Genomic DNA, 19,951 nt, shown 5'->3' on the forward strand with positions numbered 1-19,951 from the left:
GTTCAGCATGCGCATACCAACTCAACCGGCATTATGCACATACCTATATGCATTATCAATCCGTCACGCGAAATGGAGACGCCGGAACTTGCCGCGAAAATAGAGCAGCGGGTCGCGGTGCGGCTCGAACCAAGCGTGATCGACATGCCCGACGAAAATCAAATGATCGCCGCCGTCATGAACGGCATGGGTACGGCAATCGAACGACGCCAGAGATCCGGCAAGGATCGGCGAGCCGCCCACGCCGCGAACTGCCCAGTCCACGCCGTCGAAACGTGCGACATCGCGCGAGGCGAAACGCCCGCCTACCGGCTGCTGGCCGATGTGGAGCACATTCACTGCAAAATGGCCCGCTTTTTCGAAAGCGGCGAGATTGGCCGATTTGCGGGCAAGCGCGAACAGGATCAGCGGCGGATCGAGCGAGACCGAGGTAAAGCTGTTGGCCGTCAGCCCGAGCGGTTCGCCGGCCTCATTGAACGTTGTGACCACGGTCACACCGGTTGCGAAACAGCCTAGCGCATCGCGAAGGATGCGCGGCTCGGACCCCTCGATGAAGGTTAGCGCCTGGCGCGGTGCCTTGCGCTCAAGGAAGTCGAGCAAAATGGCGTTGAAATCATCTTCGCGGTCCGAGGTGGCGTAATGGCCCGCCCCTTCGATCTCGGCAATTTCTGCCCCCCTGATGAGTGCCTGAAGCTTTTCCGTGACTGCCGAAGATACGGTCGCGTTGAGCGAACCCCGGATCAGCGTGACGGGGCAGACTAGGCGGGAAGCCGCGTCGGTCAGGCGCGATTCGAACTCCGGCAGGCTGCCGCTCGCCAGCGCCCTGGGATCGCCGCGCCAATAGAACCGACCGTCGTCGCGACGGGCATAGGCGGCCATGATGCGAACGGTGACCGGGCGCGGCTCCGAAGGATAGGCGGCGGCAATCGCGTCGACGATCTGCGTCGGGTCGTCGAACTCCATAGTGCGCGATGCGAGTGCCTGGCCCATATGCGCAGCGACGGCCTGTTCGACCCATATATTAGCATCGACCAGCGCCAGCCCGCTGACCAGATCGGGCGCGCCTTCGCCCACGGCGGCCATTGCGATCAGGGCACCCAGTCCCGCCGTCACCACCACGGCGCGGTTGGGCAGCGCCGCCAATATGGCGCGTAGATCGCCGATATAGCTGTCGAGCCGATACTGTCCGTCGGGCGAAGGCGCGCTGTCGCCGTGGCCGCGCAGGTCGACGCAGATCGCGTAGCGCCCCGCCTCGGCCAGTGCAGCCGCCGACCCGTACCAGAACTCGCGCGTCTGACCGTGTGATGGGAGCAGCAGGACCGAAGGGTTGTCCGGCGACCCGAACGCACTTCCGGCAAGATGAAGCCCACCGAAACCCTTAAAGTCAAGCTGTTCCATCACGCCGCGGTGGGCGCTGCGGTGGGCGTATCGGCAGTTTGGCCCATCTTGATCACCGCGACCTGCATCGCATCGAGGCACATTTTCAAAGCATGCGCGGGATTGAGCTCGAAGCAGCGGGTCTTGTCGGTTTCGTAAACAAGCACATGCCCCGATGGAACGAAATAAGCTTCCCCGGCCTCGATCACTTCATCGGGCCACGCCGACTCGGGATATTTCACGCGGATGCGCCCTTCGAACAGATAGCCATAATGGGGACACGGGCAGACCCCGCCAGGAAGGCCACCCCATTTATACTGCTCAGTGCAATCGAGCGTCGAATTTAGGGTGGTATACCCCACTTCCATGTCGCCCCAATGTGCTGTGCGAAAGCCTTCATGGCCGAGCGCCGGCCAGCGATCGCCGCCGCTCGGCAGATCTTCCAGTTTGCAATGCGGCATCGTCTCTCTCCGATTTTCTAACCCAGGAAATATCGCCCGCCATCGACGACCAATGTCTGGCCCGTTACGAACCGCGACCCGTCGCTGACCAGATGAAGCAAAGTGCCGACCATAGCATCGGGCTTCATCTGCTCGGCGATCAGCTGGGTAGCCTTGGCGCGCTCTTCGGCCATGGCCATGTTGCCGCCCATGATTTCCGAATAACCCTCGGTGGCGGTGCCGCCCGGCGCGATGCAATTGACACGAATATTGTCGCGGCCGAGTTCGCTCGCGACACTCTTGGTCAGGCCGATAACAGCGGCTTTCGAAGCGGTGTAGTCGAGCATATACGGCATGCCGAACGCCGATATCGACGACTGGTTGACGATGACGCCGCCGCCGCGGGTGCGCATGTGCGGCACGACGGCCTTAATGCACAGCCATGCGCCCTTGACGTTGACCGCCATCGTCTTGTCCCAGCGCTCGACCGTAAGATCGGTCAGCGGACCACCCTTTAAGCTGGCGAACATCGCGGCATTGTTGACGAGAATGTCGATGCCCCCGAATTCGGCGACCGCCTGATCGGCCATGGCTTCAGTCGAAGCCTGGTCCGCCACATCCACCCGCTGGAAAACGGCGCGGCCACCACCCGCGCGAATTGCCGCTGCGGTCTCTTGCCCCTCCGCCTCGAGCATATCGGCAATGACGACGGCAGCACCCTCCCCGACCAGCGCGTCGGCATAAGCCCGGCCGATTCCCCGCGCACCGCCGGTGACGATGGCGACTTTGCCTGCCAATGTGTCGCTCATTGGTCGGTGATCTCCATCGCGATGACCATGCCCGACTTCGATCGGTCGAAGGTCGGCGTGAACGGGCGGATTTTGGTTTCCATATCCTTCAGAACGGCGGCAAGGTCGTCGGTCTCGATTTCGTAGGTCGCGACATAGGGCCAGTCGATCCGCTTGCTGCTGACCGCCTTGAAACGTCGCGCCGCGATCACCCCGTCCAATGCCAGAAGATCGGGCATGTGCACGCTGTGATACCATTCATTATAGGTCGCCTCATCGCCCGCGCCTTCGGTCGGACCGTTAAGCGCGAACAGCATGTATCTCGCCATTCTGCGGTTCCTATTCAGCTGCGACCTGCATCTCGGCAGCTGTGCCACCTGCTTCGGCGCGGATTTTCTGCTGCATGATACGGCGCGCCATCACCCCTGCTGCATCGGCCTTCAGGATGATCGGGTTGTGTTTCAGGAAATCGGTCGAGTTGCCCATGTCGCGTTGCTGCGCCTCGATCATCGGGCCGTCCTGTGTTTCGAACACGTTCTTCATCGTCGCCGCAGCACCTGCGGTAAACTGCTCGCTATCGAGCGCGAAGGTGCGCCCCGATCCCCAGAAATAATGGCTGGAAAACTCGGTTTCAGGCGTGATCAAATGCGCGTTGGGCGTACGATAGCCCTCGTCGATGGTTTTGCCGTGATCCCAAAAGGCGGTGTCAACAAAAAGAACACCCGGCACATCCCAGCGCGAATGGCCCTGGCCCTCGACGTCCTCGGGACCCTCCCCCATGCCATAGACCGGGCGCATCGCCGCGTTGATGTGATAATGATGGCGGTAAAGCATCGAATAGACGGTGTCGCCCTCACGCTTCACCTTATTGGTGAAGTCTTCGAAATTGGACCCTTCATGGACGCCGGGATGCAGATAGTGAATGTGGCTAAGATCGAGCAAATTGTCCGAAATGAGCTGAAAATTTCCTTTCATATGGGTGTAGCCCTGGCAACAGGTGAACTTTGCCGTGTCGTCGAAGAAACCGAAGTCCGGGATAAGGTCGGGATTGGCGTCTGCAGCCGCTCCCATCCAGATCCAGATCCACTTGTGGCGCTCTACGACCGCATAGCCCTTGATGCACGCACGCGCTTTCTGGCTGTCGTCGTCGTGCGGGGCCTCGACACAGGCCCCGCTGCCGTCGAAACGCAGGCCGTGATAGCCGCACTGGAGCGTATCGCCGACGCGCTTGCCCATCGACAGCGGGACGAACCGGTGCGGGCAACGATCCTGAATCGCGGCGACGCTGCCGTCGCTCCGCCGAAACATGACGACCTGCTCGTTGCAGATCTTGCGGCTCACCATCGGCTCGTCGAGCTCGGCGGCACTGGCAGCAACATACCAGGTGTTCTTCAGGAAAGTCATGGCGCTTTCGAGGCTCCTTCATCCATCCGGTTCGACCGTCTTCGCGGCGCGCTATGTCCTAGCGTCGACTAATGCAACGCCTGTAGCGCATTGTTTCGCCAGATGCGATAGCGGAATCGCGCAGATCGCCGCACAACGGTCCCGGTGAATCAAAATCCTGACTTGGCCAGCTAATGCAACTGCGCTATGGCATTTCAATCGAGGAGAGGATGCATGACCGAGGGTTCGCCGACAGGCTTCAGAATCATGCGCGCGGGTGACGCGCCTGCCCTCATGGCGGCGGGCTGCATGTCGATCGAGCCCTATTCGGACGTACAGCGTGCCGGTGTCACGGCGCTCTTGGCAGCCGGTTACGGCGAAGGCGACGAGGTCAAAGTGCTGTGCGACATTCCCGGCTTTTCGCTCACGCACGCCTGGCTCAAAAAGGATTATCCGCTGCCGCTGCACAGCCACGATTCGGACTGCCTGTATTATATTGTTGCCGGAACGCTGACGATGGGCACCGAGGCACTGGGCCCGCGCGACAGCTTTTTCGTGCCCGCGGGCGTGCCCTACAGCTATCGGCCCGGACCCGACGGCGTCGAAGTGCTCGAATTTCGTCAGGCAACGCAGTTCAATTTCCTCAATCTGGCCAAAGGCGGAGCCTGGTGGGCAAAAGCGGCGGCGACCGTCGCCGCCAATGCCGCGCAGTGGAAAACCGCGCGTCGACCGAGCGATGCCTTCGCCGAACCCGCAACCGCATAAACCGACCAACAATGAGCCCTACGCCGAGGAAGCCTTGCCCATGACCACAGCATCCCCCGAATCGGGCACCAACGCCGCGATTCCCGACGCCGCGACACAGATCGACATCTATCGACGGATGTCGCTGATTTCGCAGAACGACGAGGCCGCACGCAAAACGGTCAAGTCGGGCCGGCTGATGATGCCTTATTATTCGCCCAAGGGACAGGAAGTCATTCCGTCGGCTGTCTCGGTCAACCTCAACGATGACGACCGCATCTGCACGATCTATCGCGGGACGCACGACATGCTCGCCAAAGGGGTGCCGTTGCGCGACCTTTGGGCGGAAATGGCAGGGCGGGTGACGGGCACCTGCAAGGGCAAGGGCGGCCCGATGCACGTCACGCACCCGGCTTCGGGGGCGATCCTGACGACAGGTATCGTGGGTTCATCGATGCCGATAGCCAACGGCCTTGCCTGGGCCGCGAAATTGTCGGGCAGCAAACGCGTCACGGTAGCTTATTTCGGCGATGCGGCGTCCAATATCGGCGCGTTTCACGAGAGCCTCAACCTGGCCTCGGTATGGAAGCTGCCGGTCGTCTTTATCTGTCAGAACAATCTGTTCGGCGAACACACCCGATTCGAGAACTCGACCTCGGTTGACCAGATTTCCAAACGCGCCGTGGCGTATGGCATGCCCGGGGTCACGGTGAACGGCAACGACCCGTTCGAGATGTACGCCGCCGCGCACGCCGCCATCAACCGCGCGCGCGACGGCGAGGGGCCGACGCTGATCGAAGCCATGACGTTTCGCTTCTATGGCCATGTGTTCGGCGACGACGACCATTATATGACCAAGGAAGAGAAAGCAGCGGCATTGGCAAAAGACCCGTTGCCGCTATTCCGGGCGCGCCTGATCGCGGACGGCGTGGCCACCGAGGCGACGCTCGCCGAACTCGATGCCGACATTCGCGCCCAGATCGAGGATGCCATCCAGTTCGCGCTGTCGAGCGAAATGCCGCCGCTCGAAGAACTAACACGCGATGTTTATGCCGAAGCGGGAGCCGCTTGATGTCTGTAGAAACCAAAAAACTGAATTTCATTCAGGCGATTAATCAGGCCCTGGTCCAGGCAATGGATGCCGACCCCACGATTTTGGTGCTCGGCGAAGACATCGCCGACCGCGAAGGCGGCGGCGTCGTCGGGGTGACCAAGGGATTGTCCACCCGCTTCGGCGACGACCGGGTCAAATCCACCCCGATTTCGGAACAGGCCATTATCGGCGCGGCGATCGGCGCCGCCATCGATGGCTACAAGCCCGTTGCCGAAATCATGCTGATGAACTTCACCACGGTCTGCATGGACATGATCGTCAACCATGCCGCCAAATTGCGTTATATGTCGGGCGGGCAGACGACGGTTCCCATCGTCATCCGCATGATGACGGGTGCCGGCATCTCGAGCGGCGGGCAGCATAGCGACTTCCTCGAGGCATGGTTCGCGCATACGCCAGGCTTGAAAGTTGTGGCGCCGTCCAACCCGGCGGATGCCAAGGGGCTTATGCTGTCGTGCATCGCTGATCCCGACCCGTGCATCTTCATCGAGACCTCGCGCGCCTATGGCGTTGCGGGCGACGTTCCGGTGGACGCGACCCCGATCCCCCTCGGTAAGGCCCGCCTCGCGCGCGAAGGCGCGGATGTGACCCTCATCAGCTATGCCGAAATGGTCACCCGCTGCCTGACGGCAGCGGCCGAGCTGGAAAAGGACGGCATCTCCGCCGAGGTCGTCGATCTGCGGACAATCTCACCGTGGGACGAAGAAGCCGTGCTGGCGTCGGTTCGCAAGACCGGACGCGCGGTCATCGTTCATGAAGCGGTGCGGACGTTCGGCGTCGGTGCGGAGATCGCCGCAATCTTGCACGAAAAGCTGTTTCGCGAACTCAAGGCACCGGTCGGTCGGTTGGGCGCGCCCTTCACCCCCGTGCCGTTCGCCGGCAACCTCGAACAGGCGTTCCTCGTGCAGCCCGGCGCCATCGTCGAGGCGGCGCGTGCCACGATGGCGGCCAATTGAATGGCGTTGGGCGCATGACCGTCACCAAAGACATCGCGGCCCTTCGCGCTCTTGTTGGGGACCGCACGCACCTTCAGGAAGCCCTGAAGTCGGCCGACGTTGCCCCCCTACTGATGGTGCTCGTGCATCTCGGCGGCGATCCGGTGTGGCTCGACCGGATTGCGCCGTTTATCAAAGGCCCCTGGAGCTTTCACGAGGAAGCGCCCGAAGAACTTAAGGCCGAGCTACGGCAGGCGCTGGTCGATGTCCTGACCGACTATGCCCACTCCGGTCGGTCGCTGCCGCTCTCGCCCCCGATGGACCTGTTGCCGCGAATGCTCGACGTCTGCACCGGCGGTACGGTGCCGCCCGAATATTATCCGCTGGTCATCGAGGAAATGGACCTCGAGGACAGCGATCCCAAAACCGTCAAGTGGCGCATCCCGCCTGCGCCCGCCGTGCTGGCCGATTTCCATGTCGCGGTCATCGGCTCGGGCTTCACTGGCGTTGCCATGGGGATCAAGCTCAAAGAGGCGGGCATTCCCTTCACGATCATCGAAAAGAACCCGAGCGTCGGCGGCACCTGGTTCGAAAACACCTATCCCGGCATTGGCGTCGATACCGCCAATCATTTTTATTCCTATTCGTTCAACAACAATGCCGACTGGAATCATTTCTTTGCCAAGGGGCCGGACATCCTCGCCTATATCCGGCGCAATGCCGAGCTGGCGGCACTCAAAGATCATACTCGCTTCAACGAGGAAGTTACGCAGTCGGTCTGGGACGAACAAGCGATGCTGTGGCGTATCGACACCGTCACCAAGGATGGCAAACACGACCAGATCGCGGCCAATGTTCTGGTCACCGCGACGGGCCAGCTCAATCAGCCGCAATATCCCACGATCCCGGGGCTCGAAGATTTTCAGGCGCCGGTTTTCCACACCGCGCGCTGGGACCACAGCGTAGGATATGCAGGCAAGCGCGTCGGCATGATCGGCACCGGTGCAAGCGGGATGCAGGTCGGCCCGGCGATTGCGCCGGTAGTCGAGAATCTGACAATCTTCCAGCGCTCGCCGCACTGGGCGATGCATAACCCGCTTTATTTCGAGACCGTCAGCGACGGCAAGAAATGGGTGCTCAAGAACATCCCCTTCTACACAAAATGGTTCCGGTTCCAGCTCTTCTGGTCCTCGTCCGACACATTCCACCACAATCTGAAGGTCGATCCCAACTGGCCCGACCAGAAGCATTCGCTGAACGCCGAAAACGCGAAGGTACGCGAGATGCTCGTGGCCCACATTGCCAGCGAAGTCGGCAACGACCCCGAGCTGATCCGCAAGGCCACCCCCGCATATCCGCCCTATGGCAAGCGCATGCTGCGCGACAACCACTGGTACCGGATGTTGACGCGCCCCAATGTCGATCTGGTCACCGAGCACATCGACCATATCGAAAAAGGCGCAGTCATCACCAAAGACGGTGTCCGCCACGAGCTCGACATCCTGGTGCTGGCAACCGGGTTTCAGGCGCGCCGGATGCTGTCGCCGATGCACGTCGTCGGTCGCAACAGCATCTCGATCCGCGACCAATGGGGCGAGGACGATCCGCGCGCGCATCTGGGCATCACCGTGCCCAATTTTCCCAATTTCTTCGTCACCTACGGACCTAACACCAACCTTGCCCATGGCGGCAGCGCGGTGTTCCATTCCGAATGCCAGGTTCGCTACATCATGCTCGCTATCCGCGAGCTGATCGAAGGCAATCAAGCGACGGTCGAGGTGCGACACGAACCCTTCGAGGCCTACCAGTTAAAGGTCGACAAAGCGATTTCGAAGATGGCGTGGGCGCATCCCGGCATGAGCAGCTGGTACAAGAATTCCAAGGGTCGCGTGACCCAGAACTCACCATGGCGGCTGGTTGATTATCGCAATCTGACCGCTGAATTCGACCCCACCGAATATGTTTTTACCAAGAAGGCCGCCGCATGAGTCTCGCTGCACTGCTCAAGCCGAAATCCATCGCGATCATCGGTGCCTCCGACAACAAGGCGCGCATCGGCGGCGTGCCGATGGATCTGTTACTGCGTGCGGGGTTCGAGCGTGTTTATGCGGTCAATCCCAAAAACGACACGGTGCAAGGCAAGGCGGCTTACAAGGACATCGAGTCGGTCCCCGAGGTGGTCGATCTCGCCATCATCGCCGTGTCTGCGGATGCGACCCTGCCCATGCTCGAACGCTGCCACGCTTTGGGAATCAAGGCGGCAATGGCTTATGCATCGGGATACGCCGAAACCAACGAAGCCGAAGGCATGCAGCGTCAGGACGCGCTGACCGCCTTTACGCGTCGCACCGGCATGAACGTCGCCGGTCCGAATTGCATGGGAAATGCCAATTTTACCGACGGCATTTTCACCAGCTTCGGCCAGTCTTTCCAGCCGGGTGAGCCTGCGGGCAACACGGCGCTGCTGACCCAAAGCGGCAATATGTGCGCCACAGTGTTCCGCATGGCACGGCGTGCGGGCGTGACGTTCAGCCATGTCATCAACACGGGTAACGAAGCCTCAGTCGAATTCAGCGATTATCTCGACTATCTGGCGGACGATGCGGCAACCCATGCTGCCGTCTGTTATATCGAAGAGCTGCGCGATGGTCGCAAGTTCCTCGACGCCGCCGCCCGGTTCCGCGCGGCAGGCAAGCTGCTGGCGGTTTACAAGGTCGGGGCGTCAGAAAAGGGGGCGGAGGCCACGCGGTCGCACACCGCGGCGCTGGCCGGCAACAGTGCGGCCTATGACGCTGCCTTTACCCGCGCCGGGGTCGCGCGGGCGAGTTCGCTCGCCGAACTTGCCGACCTCGCCTATCTCCACGCCCTCGGCACCAAGTCCGGCACCAGCAAAATCGGCGGCAGCAATTGCGGTGTGCTGAGCATTTCCGGCGCAGCAGGTGCGATCCTTGCCGACGCGCTGGCGCTGGCGGGCGGTGACACGCCGACATTCCCCAAAAATGTCCAGGACGGGCTTGCCGCGCAGATTCCCGGGCATTCGATGGTCTCGAACCCGGTCGATCTGACCGGAAATATCGTCAATTCGAACACGTTCCTGTCCGAATGCATCAGGCTGGCACTACAACCCGATGAGATCGATGTGCTGTTGCTTTATCTGCCGGGTTATTTCCTGACGCAGGCTCTGGAGCAGCTTGAGCTGGTGGCAGCAACGACCCACAAGACGTTGATCGTTATCGATACATTTGCGACCGCCGATCAGGACCGGCTCGCCGCGCATGGCATCGGCTATTTCGACGACTTCGACCGCGCCGCACGCGCGATCTCGGCCTATGGCCAATGGCGCAAGGCGGGCGGAACTGCCGCTATGCATAAGTCCAGCAGCGTTCAATGGCCGGTGATCGAGGCGGGACGCGCGGCGCTGTCCGAAACCGAGGGCAAGGAGGCACTTGCACGCTTCGGCGTGCCTGTTGTCACCGACAAGCTCGTTCATGACCGCGCTGAAGCGCGCCGCGCCGCCGACTTTATCGGATATCCGCTGGTCCTCAAGCTGGTCAGCCCCGATGTCGCGCACAAGACCGAATACGGCCTGATCCGGCTCGGCCTCGACAGTGCTGACGCGGTCGCCGGCGCATTCGACGAGGTCATGGCCAAAGCGAAGGCGATGACCGGCATCCATATCGAGGGTGTCACGCTCGAACCGATGCTGACCGGCGGCGTCGAAATCCTCGCCGGCGTCACCCGCGACCCGGTGTTCGGGTGGATGCTCACCGTCGGCCTTGGCGGGGTGTGGACCGAGTTGATGAAGGATGTGCAGCACCGGCTGTTGCCGGTCGATGTCGTGGGCGCTGAAGCGATGCTGCGCGCCCTCAAGGGATTCAAGCTGCTTGACGGCTATCGCGGCGCGCCCAAGGCTGATGTTGCGGCTGCGGCAAAGGCGATTGCGGCGCTGGGCGAGGCCGTGCTTGCCGGCGGCGATGCCTTGCGCGAAGTCGAGATCAACCCGCTGCTGGTGATGCCCGAGGGGCGCGGTGCGGTGGCGGTGGATGCATTGGTGCTGCTGGGCGAAGCGGCACCCGAAATGATGGAGAAGGCTGCATGAGCGATCTGGTCGAACCCAAGCCCTTCGAGCCGGTCTATGAAACCGAAACGCCGATCCTGTACGAAGTGATCGATCAGGTCGCATGGATCACGATGCACCGGCCCGACTTCAACAATGCGCAGAACGGCCAGATGACCTATGCGCTGGACGACGCCTTCCAGCGCGCGACCAACGACGACAACGTCCGCTGCATCGTGCTGGGTGGCACCGGCAAGCATTTCTCCGCCGGTCACGACATCGGCACACCGGGGCGCGATCTGCTGAAGCAGTTCGACAACCGGCTGATGGTGCCGCCGCACGTCACGCGTCCGGCCGCCGAGCTTCTCTACACGCGTGAGCAGGAGCAGTATCTCGGCATGTGCCGCCGCTGGCGCGATGTCGCCAAGCCGACCGTCGCGATGGTTCAGGGCGCATGCATTGCGGGCGGGCTGATGCTGGCATGGTGCTGCGATCTCATCATTGCGTCCGAAGACGCTTTCTTCCAGGATCCGGTCGTCCGCATGGGAATTCCCGGCGTCGAATATTTTGCGCACGCCTTCGAGCTCCCGCCACGCATCGCCAAGGAATTCCTGTTGCTTGGCGAGCGCATGCCGGCCGCACGCGCCGCACAATTCGGCATGGTCAACAAGATCTTCCCGCGCGACCAGCTGCGTGAAGAGACGGCAGCGATTGCAGCCAAGCTCGCGGCCCAGCCGCGCCTCGGCGCATGGCTGACCAAACAAGCCGTCAATCACGTCGAGGAGTTGCGTGGCAAACGCGCCGCAATGGACGCGGTCTTCCACATGCACCACTTCGCGCACGCCCAGAACGATCTGACTTCGGACAACAGCCTTGGCGGGCTCGATGCCAAATCGATGGCGGCCGAAAACAAGCGGCAGGCCGGCCAGTGAAGCTCGACTATACCCCGGATCAGCAGCGGTTCCGGCAGGAAGTGCGGAGCTGGATGACCGCCAATGTGCCCCCTGCCCGCCTGCCTTCGTTCGATCTGACCCGCGAAGGGTTCGAGGCGCACCGTGACTGGGAGCGCAAACTCAGCGAAGGCCGTTGGGGCATGGTAACCTGGCCAGAGGCCTACGGCGGTCGTGAACTCGATCTCATTCGCTGGCTGATTTTCGAGGAAGAATATTACCGCGCCGGTGCTCCCACCCGCGTCAACCAGAACGGTATTTTTCTGCTCGGCCCGACGCTGATGGAGTTCGGCACCGACGACCAGAAGGCGCGGTTTCTGACGCGCATGGCGGCCGGCGACGATATCTGGGCCCAGGCATGGTCCGAACCCGGCGCCGGCAGCGATCTGGCCGCGGTGCGCTCGACGTGCACCCGCGATGGCGACGAATATGTTCTCAACGGCCAGAAAATCTGGTCGTCGCGCGCCGTCTTCGCCGACTGGGCATTCGGCCTGTTCCGCGAGCCCGGCAGCGAGCGGCACAAGGGGATGTCGCTCATCCTGTTCCCGCTCGACGCACCCGGTGTCACCCGCCGCCCGATTGCGCGCATGGACGGCGAGCTGGTCTTTGCCGAAATCTTCCTCGACAATGTCCGCGTACCTGTCGCCGACCGGCTGGGGGACGAGGGCCAGGGCTGGCATGTCTGCATGGCGACCGCCGGCTTCGAGCGCGGACTCATGCTCCGCTCGCCCGCACGTTACCAGATGGCCGCGTCGAAACTCGCCGCACTCTACGAGGCCAACAAGAAACAATTGCCCGCGTCGGTCGGCGAGCGCGTCGCGCAAAGCTGGATGGATGCCGAAGCTTATGCCCTGTCGATCTACTCGACCGCATCGCGACTCGAAGCCGGCGGCACGATCGGCCCAGAATCATCGACCAACAAGATTTTCTGGTCCGAACTCGATGTGGCGCTGCATCAGACCGCGCTCGACATATTGGGTTCGCGTGCCGAACTGGTCGCGCAAGACCAGGGCAACGCGCCTGACGACAACTGGCTCGATGGCTATATCTTCGCGCTCGCCGGGCCGATTTATGCCGGGTCGAACGAAATCCAACGCAACATCATTGCCGAGCGTATGCTCGGGCTACCAAGGGCCTAGCATGGAATTCGCCTTTACCGACGACCAGCTGGCACTGACCCAGGCCGCTCGCGAGATGCTGGTCGATAGTTGTCAGCCCGCAGATCTGCGCCGTCTGCTCGAAAGTGATGAGCCCCGCGACGACGCGCGCTGGTCGACGATCAACGAGATGGGCCTGATCGGGATGCTCGCGCCCGAGAACGCGGGCGGTATGGGCATGACGCTTGTCGATTTTATAGGCATCGCCGAAGCAGCAGGCTATGTCGCCCTGCCCGAGCCCCTCATCGAGCTGGCAGGTGTTACGCTGCCCCTGCTGTCGCGGCTCGACGAAACGCGCGGCTGGCTCGAACGGGCAATGGCAGGCGCGGTCGTCGCCATCGGTCACCCGGTCAATCCGCTTGTTGCCGACGCCGACACCGCCGATGCCTTACTGCTGGGAGACGGGGAGGACCTCCACCTCGTCGAGCGCGGCGCCGTTGCGCTGACGCGCACCGAGAGCTTCGATCCGTTCCGTCGTCTGTATGCGGTCGAATGGACACCCTCGCCCGCCACTAAGGTCGGCAGCGGCTGGGGCGATACGGCCGATCGCGGCGCGTTGCTTGCCGCTGCACAGATGGTCGGGCTCGCCCAGCGCTGCATCAACATGGCAGTCGCCTATGCCAAGGACCGCCAGCAATTCGGCAAAGCAATCGGCAGCACGCAGGCCGTCAAGCACATGATTGCCTCGGCACAGGTCAAGGTCGAGTTCGCGAAGCCGGTTGTTCACGCCGCTGCCGCCGAACTGCCGCTCGGCACCCTGGCGGCGCGCGCGCGCGTCGCCCATGCCAAGATCGCTGCGGGCGAAGCCGCCGATGTCGCAGCCCGCATGGCGGTGCAGGCGCACGGCGCGATGGGGATGACATGGGAAGTGGATCTCCACTTCTTTCTCAAGCGCGCAATGGCGCTGAATTATGCCTGGGGCACAGCTGCCGCGCACCGTGAGACGGTGGTGGAACGCGTAAAGACCTTGCGGACAGGACCCGACGCAACCTTTGCCAGCGAACTGGCATAAATTCTTGAGTCAGCGAATGGCCGGGGCCTAGCGGATTGTCGCCGCTACAGCCTGTGCGGTAGCCCGCGCGCCCGCCAGCGTCGGATGAAAATCGGCGCCGGCCTTCGGGCGAAACCCGTTGACCCAGGGGTCGCTGCTGCACGCGTCATGGCCCTGCGACCGGCTTGCCATGTCAACGGTGATGACGCCGGCTTTGATCGCCGCCGTTCGGGTCGCTTCGGCAAGCTTCACACCCACGGCACGCATCAGGTCCGCCTGCTCTTTTGAAATGCCGAGTGTGGCGCAGGTCCCGCTGTCGGGCAGGATCGTCGGATAGGTGACAACTACGATCCGTGCGCGAGGAGAGCGCTTGCGGATTTCCGCCAAGGTTGCCGTCAAATTACTCTCAAGTTCGGAAAACTTGCGCTCAGCCAAGGGTTTGGCTCCCTTCCAGAACACGCCGACTAAAACGCCGACAACTCCGCCCCGGTTGGCGTAAGCCATCGCCGTCAGATCGCCGACATATCCAACATCGTTGCCTCCAGCCGTCAACGTTACGAGCCGCGTGTCAGGACCGAGCGCATCGATCTGGGGACCCAGCAGCATTTGGCCACCGTGTAGCACGTGTTGAACGGTCGATCCCGATGACGACATGTCGGAGAAGCTCGGCACCTTGAGCAAGCGGGCCAGTTGCTGCGGATAGCCGTTCACTGTGCGCCCCGAGACGATCGGGCTGCCCGGCGCGCGCGGACCCAACCCCAAACCAGCGGCATAGGAGCTGCCGAGCGCCACGTAAGCGGAATTGGTGACAGGCGGCGTACGCATCTGTTTCACGAGGGAAGCACCGCCCAAAAAAACGACACCTGCGAGGAACAGCAGCAGCCACATAAGAATGCGCCGGAGGTTCACAAGGACATCATCGCAGCTTCAGCACGCCGCCGATATCCTCAATGCCGGCAACTGTGCCGCCATCGACCAGAATATCGGTTCCCGTGATGTAGCTTGCGGCCGGCGAAACAAGAAAGGCTACGACCGAAGCAATCTCCTCGGGGCGGCCCTGGCGACCGAGCGGCGTGACGTCGATCATGCGCTGCATCTCCGGCCCGGCGTCATTCTCCAGCCGCCCCATCGCAGTGTCGATAATACCCGGCGAGAGCGATACGATCCGTGCGCCGGCTTTGCCAAACGCCGGGGACATTTTTTGTGCGTAAAACTGCACGGCCCGCTTCGACAACGGATAGGCGGTGCGCGAATTGCGCAAGGCCAGACCGCCGAGCATCGACCATCGACCGTCCATCACCTGCCGTACCGCGCGGTCGAAAATGGGATGGCCCATGATCTGCCCCGAGTTGGACGCGATCAGCACCGCCGTCCCGCCCTTTGCCATATGCGGCAACAAGGCTTGCACGAGTGCCGTCGTTGCCGTGTAGTTGATTGCAAACACCCGCCGAGCGTCGGCCATTGACGGCGAGACGCCTGCGGCATGGGCCAAGGCCGCAATCTTTCGGCCGTCGAGGGCCTTGACGATTAGAGACGGATATTCCGGATCGGTAACGTCGGCCGCGAGGCACGCTACGGGCGCATGCGCGCGAAGCGACGCAGCCAAGGTTTCGAGCGGCTCGGCGTGCAGGTCGCAGAGGACCAAGGACCGACCGTCGCGGGCAAACGCCGTGGCGATTGCCGCACCCATCCCGCCCGTAGCACCGGTGACGATAGCAACCTCGTCTACCTGTTCGTTCACGATGTCACCTTAGTCTCTGCGAGAGCGTGGGCGAAGCTTGCTGTCGCATCCTCAATGCAGATTCGCGCGAAAGAACTTGGCAATCGCGGCATAGGCGTCCTGCGCCTCCGGCAGATCGGCTTGATAAATATAGCAGTGTCCAAGTCCCTCCCCCACAATCAAATCGCCCGGCACGCCTGCCTTGATCAGTTGCGAGTGGGTGTAGATTGCCGGGCTCATGTCGGGCGCACGCGTACCGGTAATGACTAACGTCGGCGGGAATTTGGCCAGCACGTCGAGATGCCCTGCGGGTGAAACCAGCGGGTCGTTGGAATCGACACCTTCAAAGTACGACATCATCGTCTTCATCAGCGCCGATGGCGGCGGGTTGGTTCCGGCGGGGGCCGGCGCTGGAAACGAGCCGTCGATATAGCCGGACAGATAGGCGGAATCGCCGGTGGCAAACCTAGCCGCGCCCGACCCGAAGATGCCGATCGCGCCAGGCACCGGCAAGCCATGCGCTGGAAGCCAGGCGGCAACCTGCCCCGACAGCGCGCCGCCTGCCGAGCATCCATAGATACCGATTTGCGACGGCTTGTAGGTTTTCAGAAGTTCGCGGTAAACCGCCGCCACGTCTTCGCTCGCGGCCGGGAACTTCGCTTCCGGGCCCTGGCGGTAATTGACGCTGATGACCTTATAGCCCCCTACGGCTGCGATCGGCAGCGATTCGAGAAGCGCGCAGGCGTCTGCACACATCGAAAAGCCGCCGCCGTGCAGATTGATGAGCACGCGGTTGCTGCTGGTCTTCATCCCTTTCGGCAGGACGATCCGGGTTGGCACGCCCGCAATGAGCTGCTGCGTAACATCGGCGGGATAGCGCGCCTGCATCAGCTTCACGGCCGGATTCAGCACGGCCTCCATCCCCATTCGCATCATTTTGATGTCGATGTTCGGCGGGATGTCGAAGGGCGGGACGTCGGCTCTTGCCTTGAGCGCGTCAGCGGCTTGCTTGCTCGAGAACGCAGATGGCGGCAGGTCGAACGCGGGAACGTGAACCGTCCCGTCCTTGGCAAATGTCGGGCGCCTGGCAGCCGTGTCCTGCGCCGATGCCCGAATTGCCGTGCCAATGGTCAGTGCTGCGACACAGGCAGTCAGCGCGCCATGCCGATTCATATTCATGATGAGGTGTCAGCACTGCCCTGCGTCTCGGCAGGCGCCGGCGCTGCGGCGATACCCGCCGCCGTCATTTTCTCGATCGCCTTCGAGATGGCATCCATGCATGTCTGCAAGGCCGCTGCGGGGTTGAATTCCAAAACCCGGCTCGGCTCGTCGTAGATCAGCACGTGACCTGACGGGATGAAATAGGCCTCGCCCGCTTCGATGACTTCCTCAGGCCAGTCCGATCCGGGATATTGGGCGCGAAGGCGTCCCTCGAACACATAGCCGTAATGCGGGCAGGGGCAGACGCCACCGGGCAAACCGCCGAACTTGTACTGCTCGGTGCAGTCGAGCGGCGCGTGAACGGTCGTCAGGCCGACTTCCATGTCGCCCCACTGGGTCGACCGGAATCCTTCGCGACCGATGGCGGGCCAACGGTCGCCACCACTTGGCAGGTCTTCGAGCTTGCTATGCGGCATGGCAATATGTCTCCGTAGGAAGGTGATTATCCGGCAGTTATGCCGCGGTCCGCGTTGATGCAGGCCCCGTGGAACGGTTTGCCGCGCGGTCCGGCGAGCATCAGGATCAAGTCGGTGAGATCCTCGGGGTCGGATGAGCCGCGCAACGGGACGTAGCGCATGAGCAGCGGGACCTCGATGCCTTCGGGCATGACGGACGATGCTGTCATCGCCGTGTTGATGCCGCCGGGCGCGACCGCGTTAATCCGCACCGGCGTGTTCATATATTCCATCGCCAGAGACTTTGTCAGATTGACGAGCGCCGCCTTGCTCGACGCATAATGCGTCAGATAGGCGTGTCCTAGAAATGCCGATGCCGAGGCGACATTGACGATGCTCCCCGCGCTTTCGACCAGATAGGGCAGTGCAGCCTGCATGATAAAAAACGGACCGCGCACGTTCACGCCGTGGATTCTGTCCCAGCCCGCCGGTGTGATGTCTGTCGCCCGATCGAAGCGGAATGCGCCCGCGACGTTGCACAGCACGTCGAGTTGTCCGTAAGCTGCGACGGCTTTGCCGGGCAGCGCGATACAGGCGTCGGCATCGCTGATGTCGGTGCGGACGCTCAGCGCTTCGCCGCCGCCCGCACGAACCGCGTCGGCGGTCTGTTCAAGTCCGGCCGCATCGATATCCGCCACGACGACCCTGGCCCCTTCGCGCGCAAACGCCAGCGCGGTCGCGCGGCCCAGGCCCGATGCTGCGCCGGTCACGACGACGACCTTGCCCAGAAACTCTCCATGTGCCGTCGTCATCATGCGGTCGCCTTGTGGGTGGCGTGGGTCTCGACGCCTGCGAGCGTCCCGTCGGCTCGCCAGTCACGCAGGATCTGGATGAAATCGAGCAGCGGGCCGAAATAGGGGATCTGGCGTATCGCCGACGGGTCCATGCGCCCTTCGGCGTTGAAATAGCCCGGGGTACACTGCGCGAAGAACATGGCCTGCGCGCCGATCTTGCCGAGCAGGGTATGGAACCACGCCTCCTGTGCCTCGGCGGTGGGTTCGAATTCCCCAATTCCCCGCTCGATGCACTGCGCGATCAGCCAGCTCGCGTGATTGGCGAGCTCGGTCATCAGATGCGCGAAATTGATCGCGACGCCGCCCTGGAGCTGGTCGAAGATCATCAGATTGGGAAATCCTCGGGCGAGCATTCCGTGCAGGGTGGCGGGTCCCCCGGCCCAGGCATCGGTCAAGCTGACACCGCCGCGACCGTAGATTTCGAACCCCAACCGGCTTTTATATCCCGTGCCGACCTCGAACCCCGAGCCATAGATGATGCAATCGACGGGGTAAGACACACCATCCACGACGAGCGCATCCTCGGTGATGCGTTCGACACCCTTTCCGCCAGTGTCGACCAGCGTGACGTTGGGTCGATTGAAAGCGGGCAGATAATCGTCGTGGAAGCAGGGCCGCTTGCACATCTGGTTATACCAGGGCTTTAGCGCTTCGGCCGTTGCCCGATCAGTGACGATGGATTCGATCCGCGCGCGAACCTCTTCCATCGCCGCGAGATCGATCAGTTCCTCTTCCTCGGTCGAAATCTGCAGTGCCTTGGGATTGCGCCCGAAAATCCGCGAGAAGCCGTCGTCGACAAGGTCAGCCCCCGCCTCCTGCCCTGCGACGATCCGGGTGAAGTTCTCCATCCGATCGGTTTGCCAGCCCGGCTGGAGCGATGTCGCCCAGTCGGGATCTGTCGGCCGGTTGGCACGCTCGCCCACCGTGGAAGGTGTGCGCTGCACCACGAAAAGATGTGCGGCCTGTTCCGCCACGCGCGGCATCACCTGCACCGATGTGGCACCCGTCCCGATCAGCGCGACCCGCTTGTCCGCGAGTTTCGCCATCGGTTCCGTCGGGCTGCCGCCGGTGTAGCCATAGTCCCAGCGGCTGGTGTGAAAGCTCTTGCCCTTGAACGTCTCGACGCCTGGAATTCCGGGCAACTTGGCCTTGTGCAAGATGCCCCCCGCAATGATCAGGAAGCGCGCGTGAAGCTTGTCGCCGCGGTTCGTCGAAATGTCCCAGCGCCCGGTGTCGTCCTGCCACCGGACCTCCTGAACCAGCGTCTGGAACAGCGCTCCGGAATAAAGGTCATATTGCTTGGCGATGCGCTGGCAGTGGGCAAAGATTTCGGGGGCCTTGGCGTATTTCTCGGTCGGAATGTACCCCGTCTCTTCGAGCATCGGCATGTAGATGTAGGATTCGATGTCGCACGCCGCGCCCGGGTAGCGATTCCAGTACCACGTGCCGCCGAAATCTCCCGCCTTGTCGATCACGCGCACATCGGTAATGCCGCGCTGCGCCAGACGGGCAGCGGCCAACAAGCCGCCGAGACCGCCGCCGATAATCGCGACTTCCGTGTCAGCTGTGACAGGATCGCGCTGGAAATCCGGATCGGCATAGGGATCGCGGTCGAACTCTTCGAACAGGCCGGTCAGGTCGCGATACTGGTCGGCACCATCAGACCGAAGCCGCTTCTCGCGTTCGGCGCTATATTTGGCCTTGATCGAGTCGAGCGACGCGCGCGCCGATTCAGTGTCCGACATGGCTTTCAGATCCTCGCTTCGCCGTTAGTCTACGACTGTGTACTTACTGGACGTAACAGCCTGCACATCCTATGTAAACG

The 19,951-nt window shown here is 62.4% G+C and carries 19 protein-coding genes; 8 read left to right on the forward strand and 11 right to left on the reverse strand.

Annotated elements, in window-relative coordinates; genetic code table 11:
- Nucleotides 1–63: 63 nt before the first annotated feature.
- The 5 genes from M0209_RS05715 to M0209_RS05735 are packed head-to-tail and all read right to left on the reverse strand — an operon-like array spanning nucleotide 64 to nucleotide 4,009.
- A complete protein-coding gene (locus tag M0209_RS05715) occupies nucleotides 64–1,398 on the reverse strand; it encodes an alpha/beta fold hydrolase (RefSeq protein ID WP_258887325.1) in 1,335 nt (444 codons plus the stop codon).
- Nucleotides 1,398–1,838, reverse strand: a complete 441-nt coding sequence (locus M0209_RS05720; protein WP_258887326.1) for a hypothetical protein — start codon at nucleotides 1,836–1,838, stop codon at nucleotides 1,398–1,400. Before M0209_RS05720 ends, M0209_RS05715 begins: the two co-directional genes overlap by 1 nt.
- Before the next feature lie 17 nt (nucleotides 1,839–1,855).
- Complete coding sequence (locus tag M0209_RS05725) at nucleotides 1,856–2,626, reverse strand: SDR family NAD(P)-dependent oxidoreductase (RefSeq protein ID WP_258887327.1); 771 nt, start codon at nucleotides 2,624–2,626, stop codon at nucleotides 1,856–1,858.
- On the reverse strand, nucleotides 2,623–2,934 hold the full coding sequence (locus tag M0209_RS05730; RefSeq protein WP_258887328.1) for a DUF4286 family protein: 312 nt from the start codon (nucleotides 2,932–2,934) through the stop codon (nucleotides 2,623–2,625). The genes M0209_RS05725 and M0209_RS05730 overlap by 4 nt, the downstream gene beginning before the upstream one ends.
- A 10-nt stretch (nucleotides 2,935–2,944) precedes the next feature.
- Nucleotides 2,945–4,009 (reverse strand): aromatic ring-hydroxylating dioxygenase subunit alpha, encoded by a 1,065-nt coding sequence (locus M0209_RS05735; RefSeq protein WP_258887329.1) that lies wholly within the window; start codon nucleotides 4,007–4,009, stop codon nucleotides 2,945–2,947.
- Nucleotides 4,010–4,222: 213 nt separating this feature from the next.
- Here M0209_RS05735 and M0209_RS05740 point away from each other — a divergent pair, with 213 nt between their 5' ends.
- Genes M0209_RS05740 through M0209_RS05775 form a run of 8 tightly spaced genes read left to right on the forward strand, consistent with a single transcriptional unit; the run spans nucleotide 4,223 to nucleotide 13,957 of the window.
- A complete protein-coding gene (locus tag M0209_RS05740) occupies nucleotides 4,223–4,753 on the forward strand; it encodes a hypothetical protein (RefSeq protein WP_258887330.1) in 531 nt (176 codons plus the stop codon).
- A gap of 40 nt (nucleotides 4,754–4,793) precedes the next feature.
- Nucleotides 4,794–5,804 (forward strand): thiamine pyrophosphate-dependent dehydrogenase E1 component subunit alpha, encoded by a 1,011-nt coding sequence (locus M0209_RS05745; RefSeq protein WP_258887331.1) that lies wholly within the window; start codon nucleotides 4,794–4,796, stop codon nucleotides 5,802–5,804.
- Nucleotides 5,804–6,802, forward strand: a complete 999-nt coding sequence (locus tag M0209_RS05750) for an alpha-ketoacid dehydrogenase subunit beta (RefSeq protein ID WP_258887332.1) — start codon at nucleotides 5,804–5,806, stop codon at nucleotides 6,800–6,802. The genes M0209_RS05745 and M0209_RS05750 overlap by 1 nt, the downstream gene beginning before the upstream one ends.
- 14 nt (nucleotides 6,803–6,816) lie before the next feature.
- Nucleotides 6,817–8,769 (forward strand): NAD(P)/FAD-dependent oxidoreductase, encoded by a 1,953-nt coding sequence (locus M0209_RS05755; RefSeq protein ID WP_258887333.1) that lies wholly within the window; start codon nucleotides 6,817–6,819, stop codon nucleotides 8,767–8,769.
- Nucleotides 8,766–10,880, forward strand: coding sequence for an acetate--CoA ligase family protein (locus tag M0209_RS05760; RefSeq protein WP_258887334.1), 2,115 nt, complete (start codon nucleotides 8,766–8,768; stop codon nucleotides 10,878–10,880). Before M0209_RS05755 ends, M0209_RS05760 begins: the two co-directional genes overlap by 4 nt.
- Nucleotides 10,877–11,770 (forward strand): enoyl-CoA hydratase, encoded by an 894-nt coding sequence (locus M0209_RS05765; protein ID WP_258887335.1) that lies wholly within the window; start codon nucleotides 10,877–10,879, stop codon nucleotides 11,768–11,770. The genes M0209_RS05760 and M0209_RS05765 overlap by 4 nt, the downstream gene beginning before the upstream one ends.
- Complete coding sequence (locus M0209_RS05770; protein WP_258887336.1) at nucleotides 11,767–12,927, forward strand: acyl-CoA dehydrogenase family protein; 1,161 nt, start codon at nucleotides 11,767–11,769, stop codon at nucleotides 12,925–12,927. The genes M0209_RS05765 and M0209_RS05770 overlap by 4 nt, the downstream gene beginning before the upstream one ends.
- Nucleotide 12,928: 1 nt before the next feature.
- Nucleotides 12,929–13,957, forward strand: a complete 1,029-nt coding sequence (locus tag M0209_RS05775; protein ID WP_258887337.1) for an acyl-CoA dehydrogenase family protein — start codon at nucleotides 12,929–12,931, stop codon at nucleotides 13,955–13,957.
- Between the two features lie 27 nt (nucleotides 13,958–13,984).
- On the opposite strand, the gene M0209_RS05780 is transcribed toward M0209_RS05775, so the two are convergent.
- The 6 genes from M0209_RS05780 to M0209_RS05805 are packed head-to-tail and all read right to left on the reverse strand — an operon-like array spanning nucleotide 13,985 to nucleotide 19,871.
- The gene (locus M0209_RS05780; RefSeq protein WP_258887338.1) at nucleotides 13,985–14,824 is read right to left on the reverse strand and encodes an SGNH/GDSL hydrolase family protein; all 840 of its coding nucleotides are present in this window, start codon (nucleotides 14,822–14,824) and stop codon (nucleotides 13,985–13,987) included.
- Between the two features lie 28 nt (nucleotides 14,825–14,852).
- Nucleotides 14,853–15,677 (reverse strand): SDR family NAD(P)-dependent oxidoreductase, encoded by an 825-nt coding sequence (locus M0209_RS05785; RefSeq protein ID WP_258887339.1) that lies wholly within the window; start codon nucleotides 15,675–15,677, stop codon nucleotides 14,853–14,855.
- Between the two features lie 51 nt (nucleotides 15,678–15,728).
- Nucleotides 15,729–16,835, reverse strand: a complete 1,107-nt coding sequence (locus tag M0209_RS05790; protein WP_258887340.1) for an alpha/beta hydrolase fold domain-containing protein — start codon at nucleotides 16,833–16,835, stop codon at nucleotides 15,729–15,731.
- A complete protein-coding gene (locus M0209_RS05795) occupies nucleotides 16,832–17,293 on the reverse strand; it encodes a hypothetical protein (RefSeq protein ID WP_258887341.1) in 462 nt (153 codons plus the stop codon). Before M0209_RS05795 ends, M0209_RS05790 begins: the two co-directional genes overlap by 4 nt.
- A gap of 26 nt (nucleotides 17,294–17,319) precedes the next feature.
- On the reverse strand, nucleotides 17,320–18,087 hold the full coding sequence (locus M0209_RS05800) for an SDR family NAD(P)-dependent oxidoreductase (protein ID WP_258887342.1): 768 nt from the start codon (nucleotides 18,085–18,087) through the stop codon (nucleotides 17,320–17,322).
- Nucleotides 18,084–19,871 carry an NAD(P)/FAD-dependent oxidoreductase gene (locus tag M0209_RS05805; protein WP_258887343.1) on the reverse strand — a complete coding sequence of 596 codons (1,788 nt, stop codon included), beginning with the start codon at nucleotides 19,869–19,871 and terminating at the stop codon, nucleotides 18,084–18,086. Before M0209_RS05805 ends, M0209_RS05800 begins: the two co-directional genes overlap by 4 nt.
- Between the last annotated feature and the right edge of the window lie 80 nt (nucleotides 19,872–19,951).

The organism is Sphingomonas sp. SUN039, from assembly GCF_024758725.1.
Lineage (GTDB): Bacteria > Pseudomonadota > Alphaproteobacteria > Sphingomonadales > Sphingomonadaceae > Sphingomonas_O.

What these genes read in the sequence shown, in the direction of transcription:
- M0209_RS05750 (WP_258887332.1), top strand. Translation starts at nt 5,804, where the DNA reads ATGTCTGTAGAAACCAAAAAACTGAATTTCATTCAGGCGATTAATCAG.
- M0209_RS05715 (WP_258887325.1), bottom strand. Translation starts at nt 1,398, where the DNA reads ATGGAACAGCTTGACTTTAAGGGTTTCGGTGGGCTTCATCTTGCCGGA.
- M0209_RS05735 (WP_258887329.1), bottom strand. Translation starts at nt 4,009, where the DNA reads ATGACTTTCCTGAAGAACACCTGGTATGTTGCTGCCAGTGCCGCCGAG.
- M0209_RS05800 (WP_258887342.1), bottom strand. Translation starts at nt 18,087, where the DNA reads ATGATGACGACGGCACATGGAGAGTTTCTGGGCAAGGTCGTCGTCGTG.
- M0209_RS05740 (WP_258887330.1), top strand. Translation starts at nt 4,223, where the DNA reads ATGACCGAGGGTTCGCCGACAGGCTTCAGAATCATGCGCGCGGGTGAC.
- M0209_RS05765 (WP_258887335.1), top strand. Translation starts at nt 10,877, where the DNA reads ATGAGCGATCTGGTCGAACCCAAGCCCTTCGAGCCGGTCTATGAAACC.
- M0209_RS05755 (WP_258887333.1), top strand. Translation starts at nt 6,817, where the DNA reads ATGACCGTCACCAAAGACATCGCGGCCCTTCGCGCTCTTGTTGGGGAC.
- M0209_RS05795 (WP_258887341.1), bottom strand. Translation starts at nt 17,293, where the DNA reads ATGCCGCATAGCAAGCTCGAAGACCTGCCAAGTGGTGGCGACCGTTGG.
- M0209_RS05790 (WP_258887340.1), bottom strand. Translation starts at nt 16,835, where the DNA reads ATGAATATGAATCGGCATGGCGCGCTGACTGCCTGTGTCGCAGCACTG.
- M0209_RS05775 (WP_258887337.1), top strand. Translation starts at nt 12,929, where the DNA reads ATGGAATTCGCCTTTACCGACGACCAGCTGGCACTGACCCAGGCCGCT.
- M0209_RS05760 (WP_258887334.1), top strand. Translation starts at nt 8,766, where the DNA reads ATGAGTCTCGCTGCACTGCTCAAGCCGAAATCCATCGCGATCATCGGT.
- M0209_RS05745 (WP_258887331.1), top strand. Translation starts at nt 4,794, where the DNA reads ATGACCACAGCATCCCCCGAATCGGGCACCAACGCCGCGATTCCCGAC.
- M0209_RS05720 (WP_258887326.1), bottom strand. Translation starts at nt 1,838, where the DNA reads ATGCCGCATTGCAAACTGGAAGATCTGCCGAGCGGCGGCGATCGCTGG.
- M0209_RS05730 (WP_258887328.1), bottom strand. Translation starts at nt 2,934, where the DNA reads ATGGCGAGATACATGCTGTTCGCGCTTAACGGTCCGACCGAAGGCGCG.
- M0209_RS05780 (WP_258887338.1), bottom strand. Translation starts at nt 14,824, where the DNA reads ATGTGGCTGCTGCTGTTCCTCGCAGGTGTCGTTTTTTTGGGCGGTGCT.
- M0209_RS05805 (WP_258887343.1), bottom strand. Translation starts at nt 19,871, where the DNA reads ATGTCGGACACTGAATCGGCGCGCGCGTCGCTCGACTCGATCAAGGCC.
- M0209_RS05725 (WP_258887327.1), bottom strand. Translation starts at nt 2,626, where the DNA reads ATGAGCGACACATTGGCAGGCAAAGTCGCCATCGTCACCGGCGGTGCG.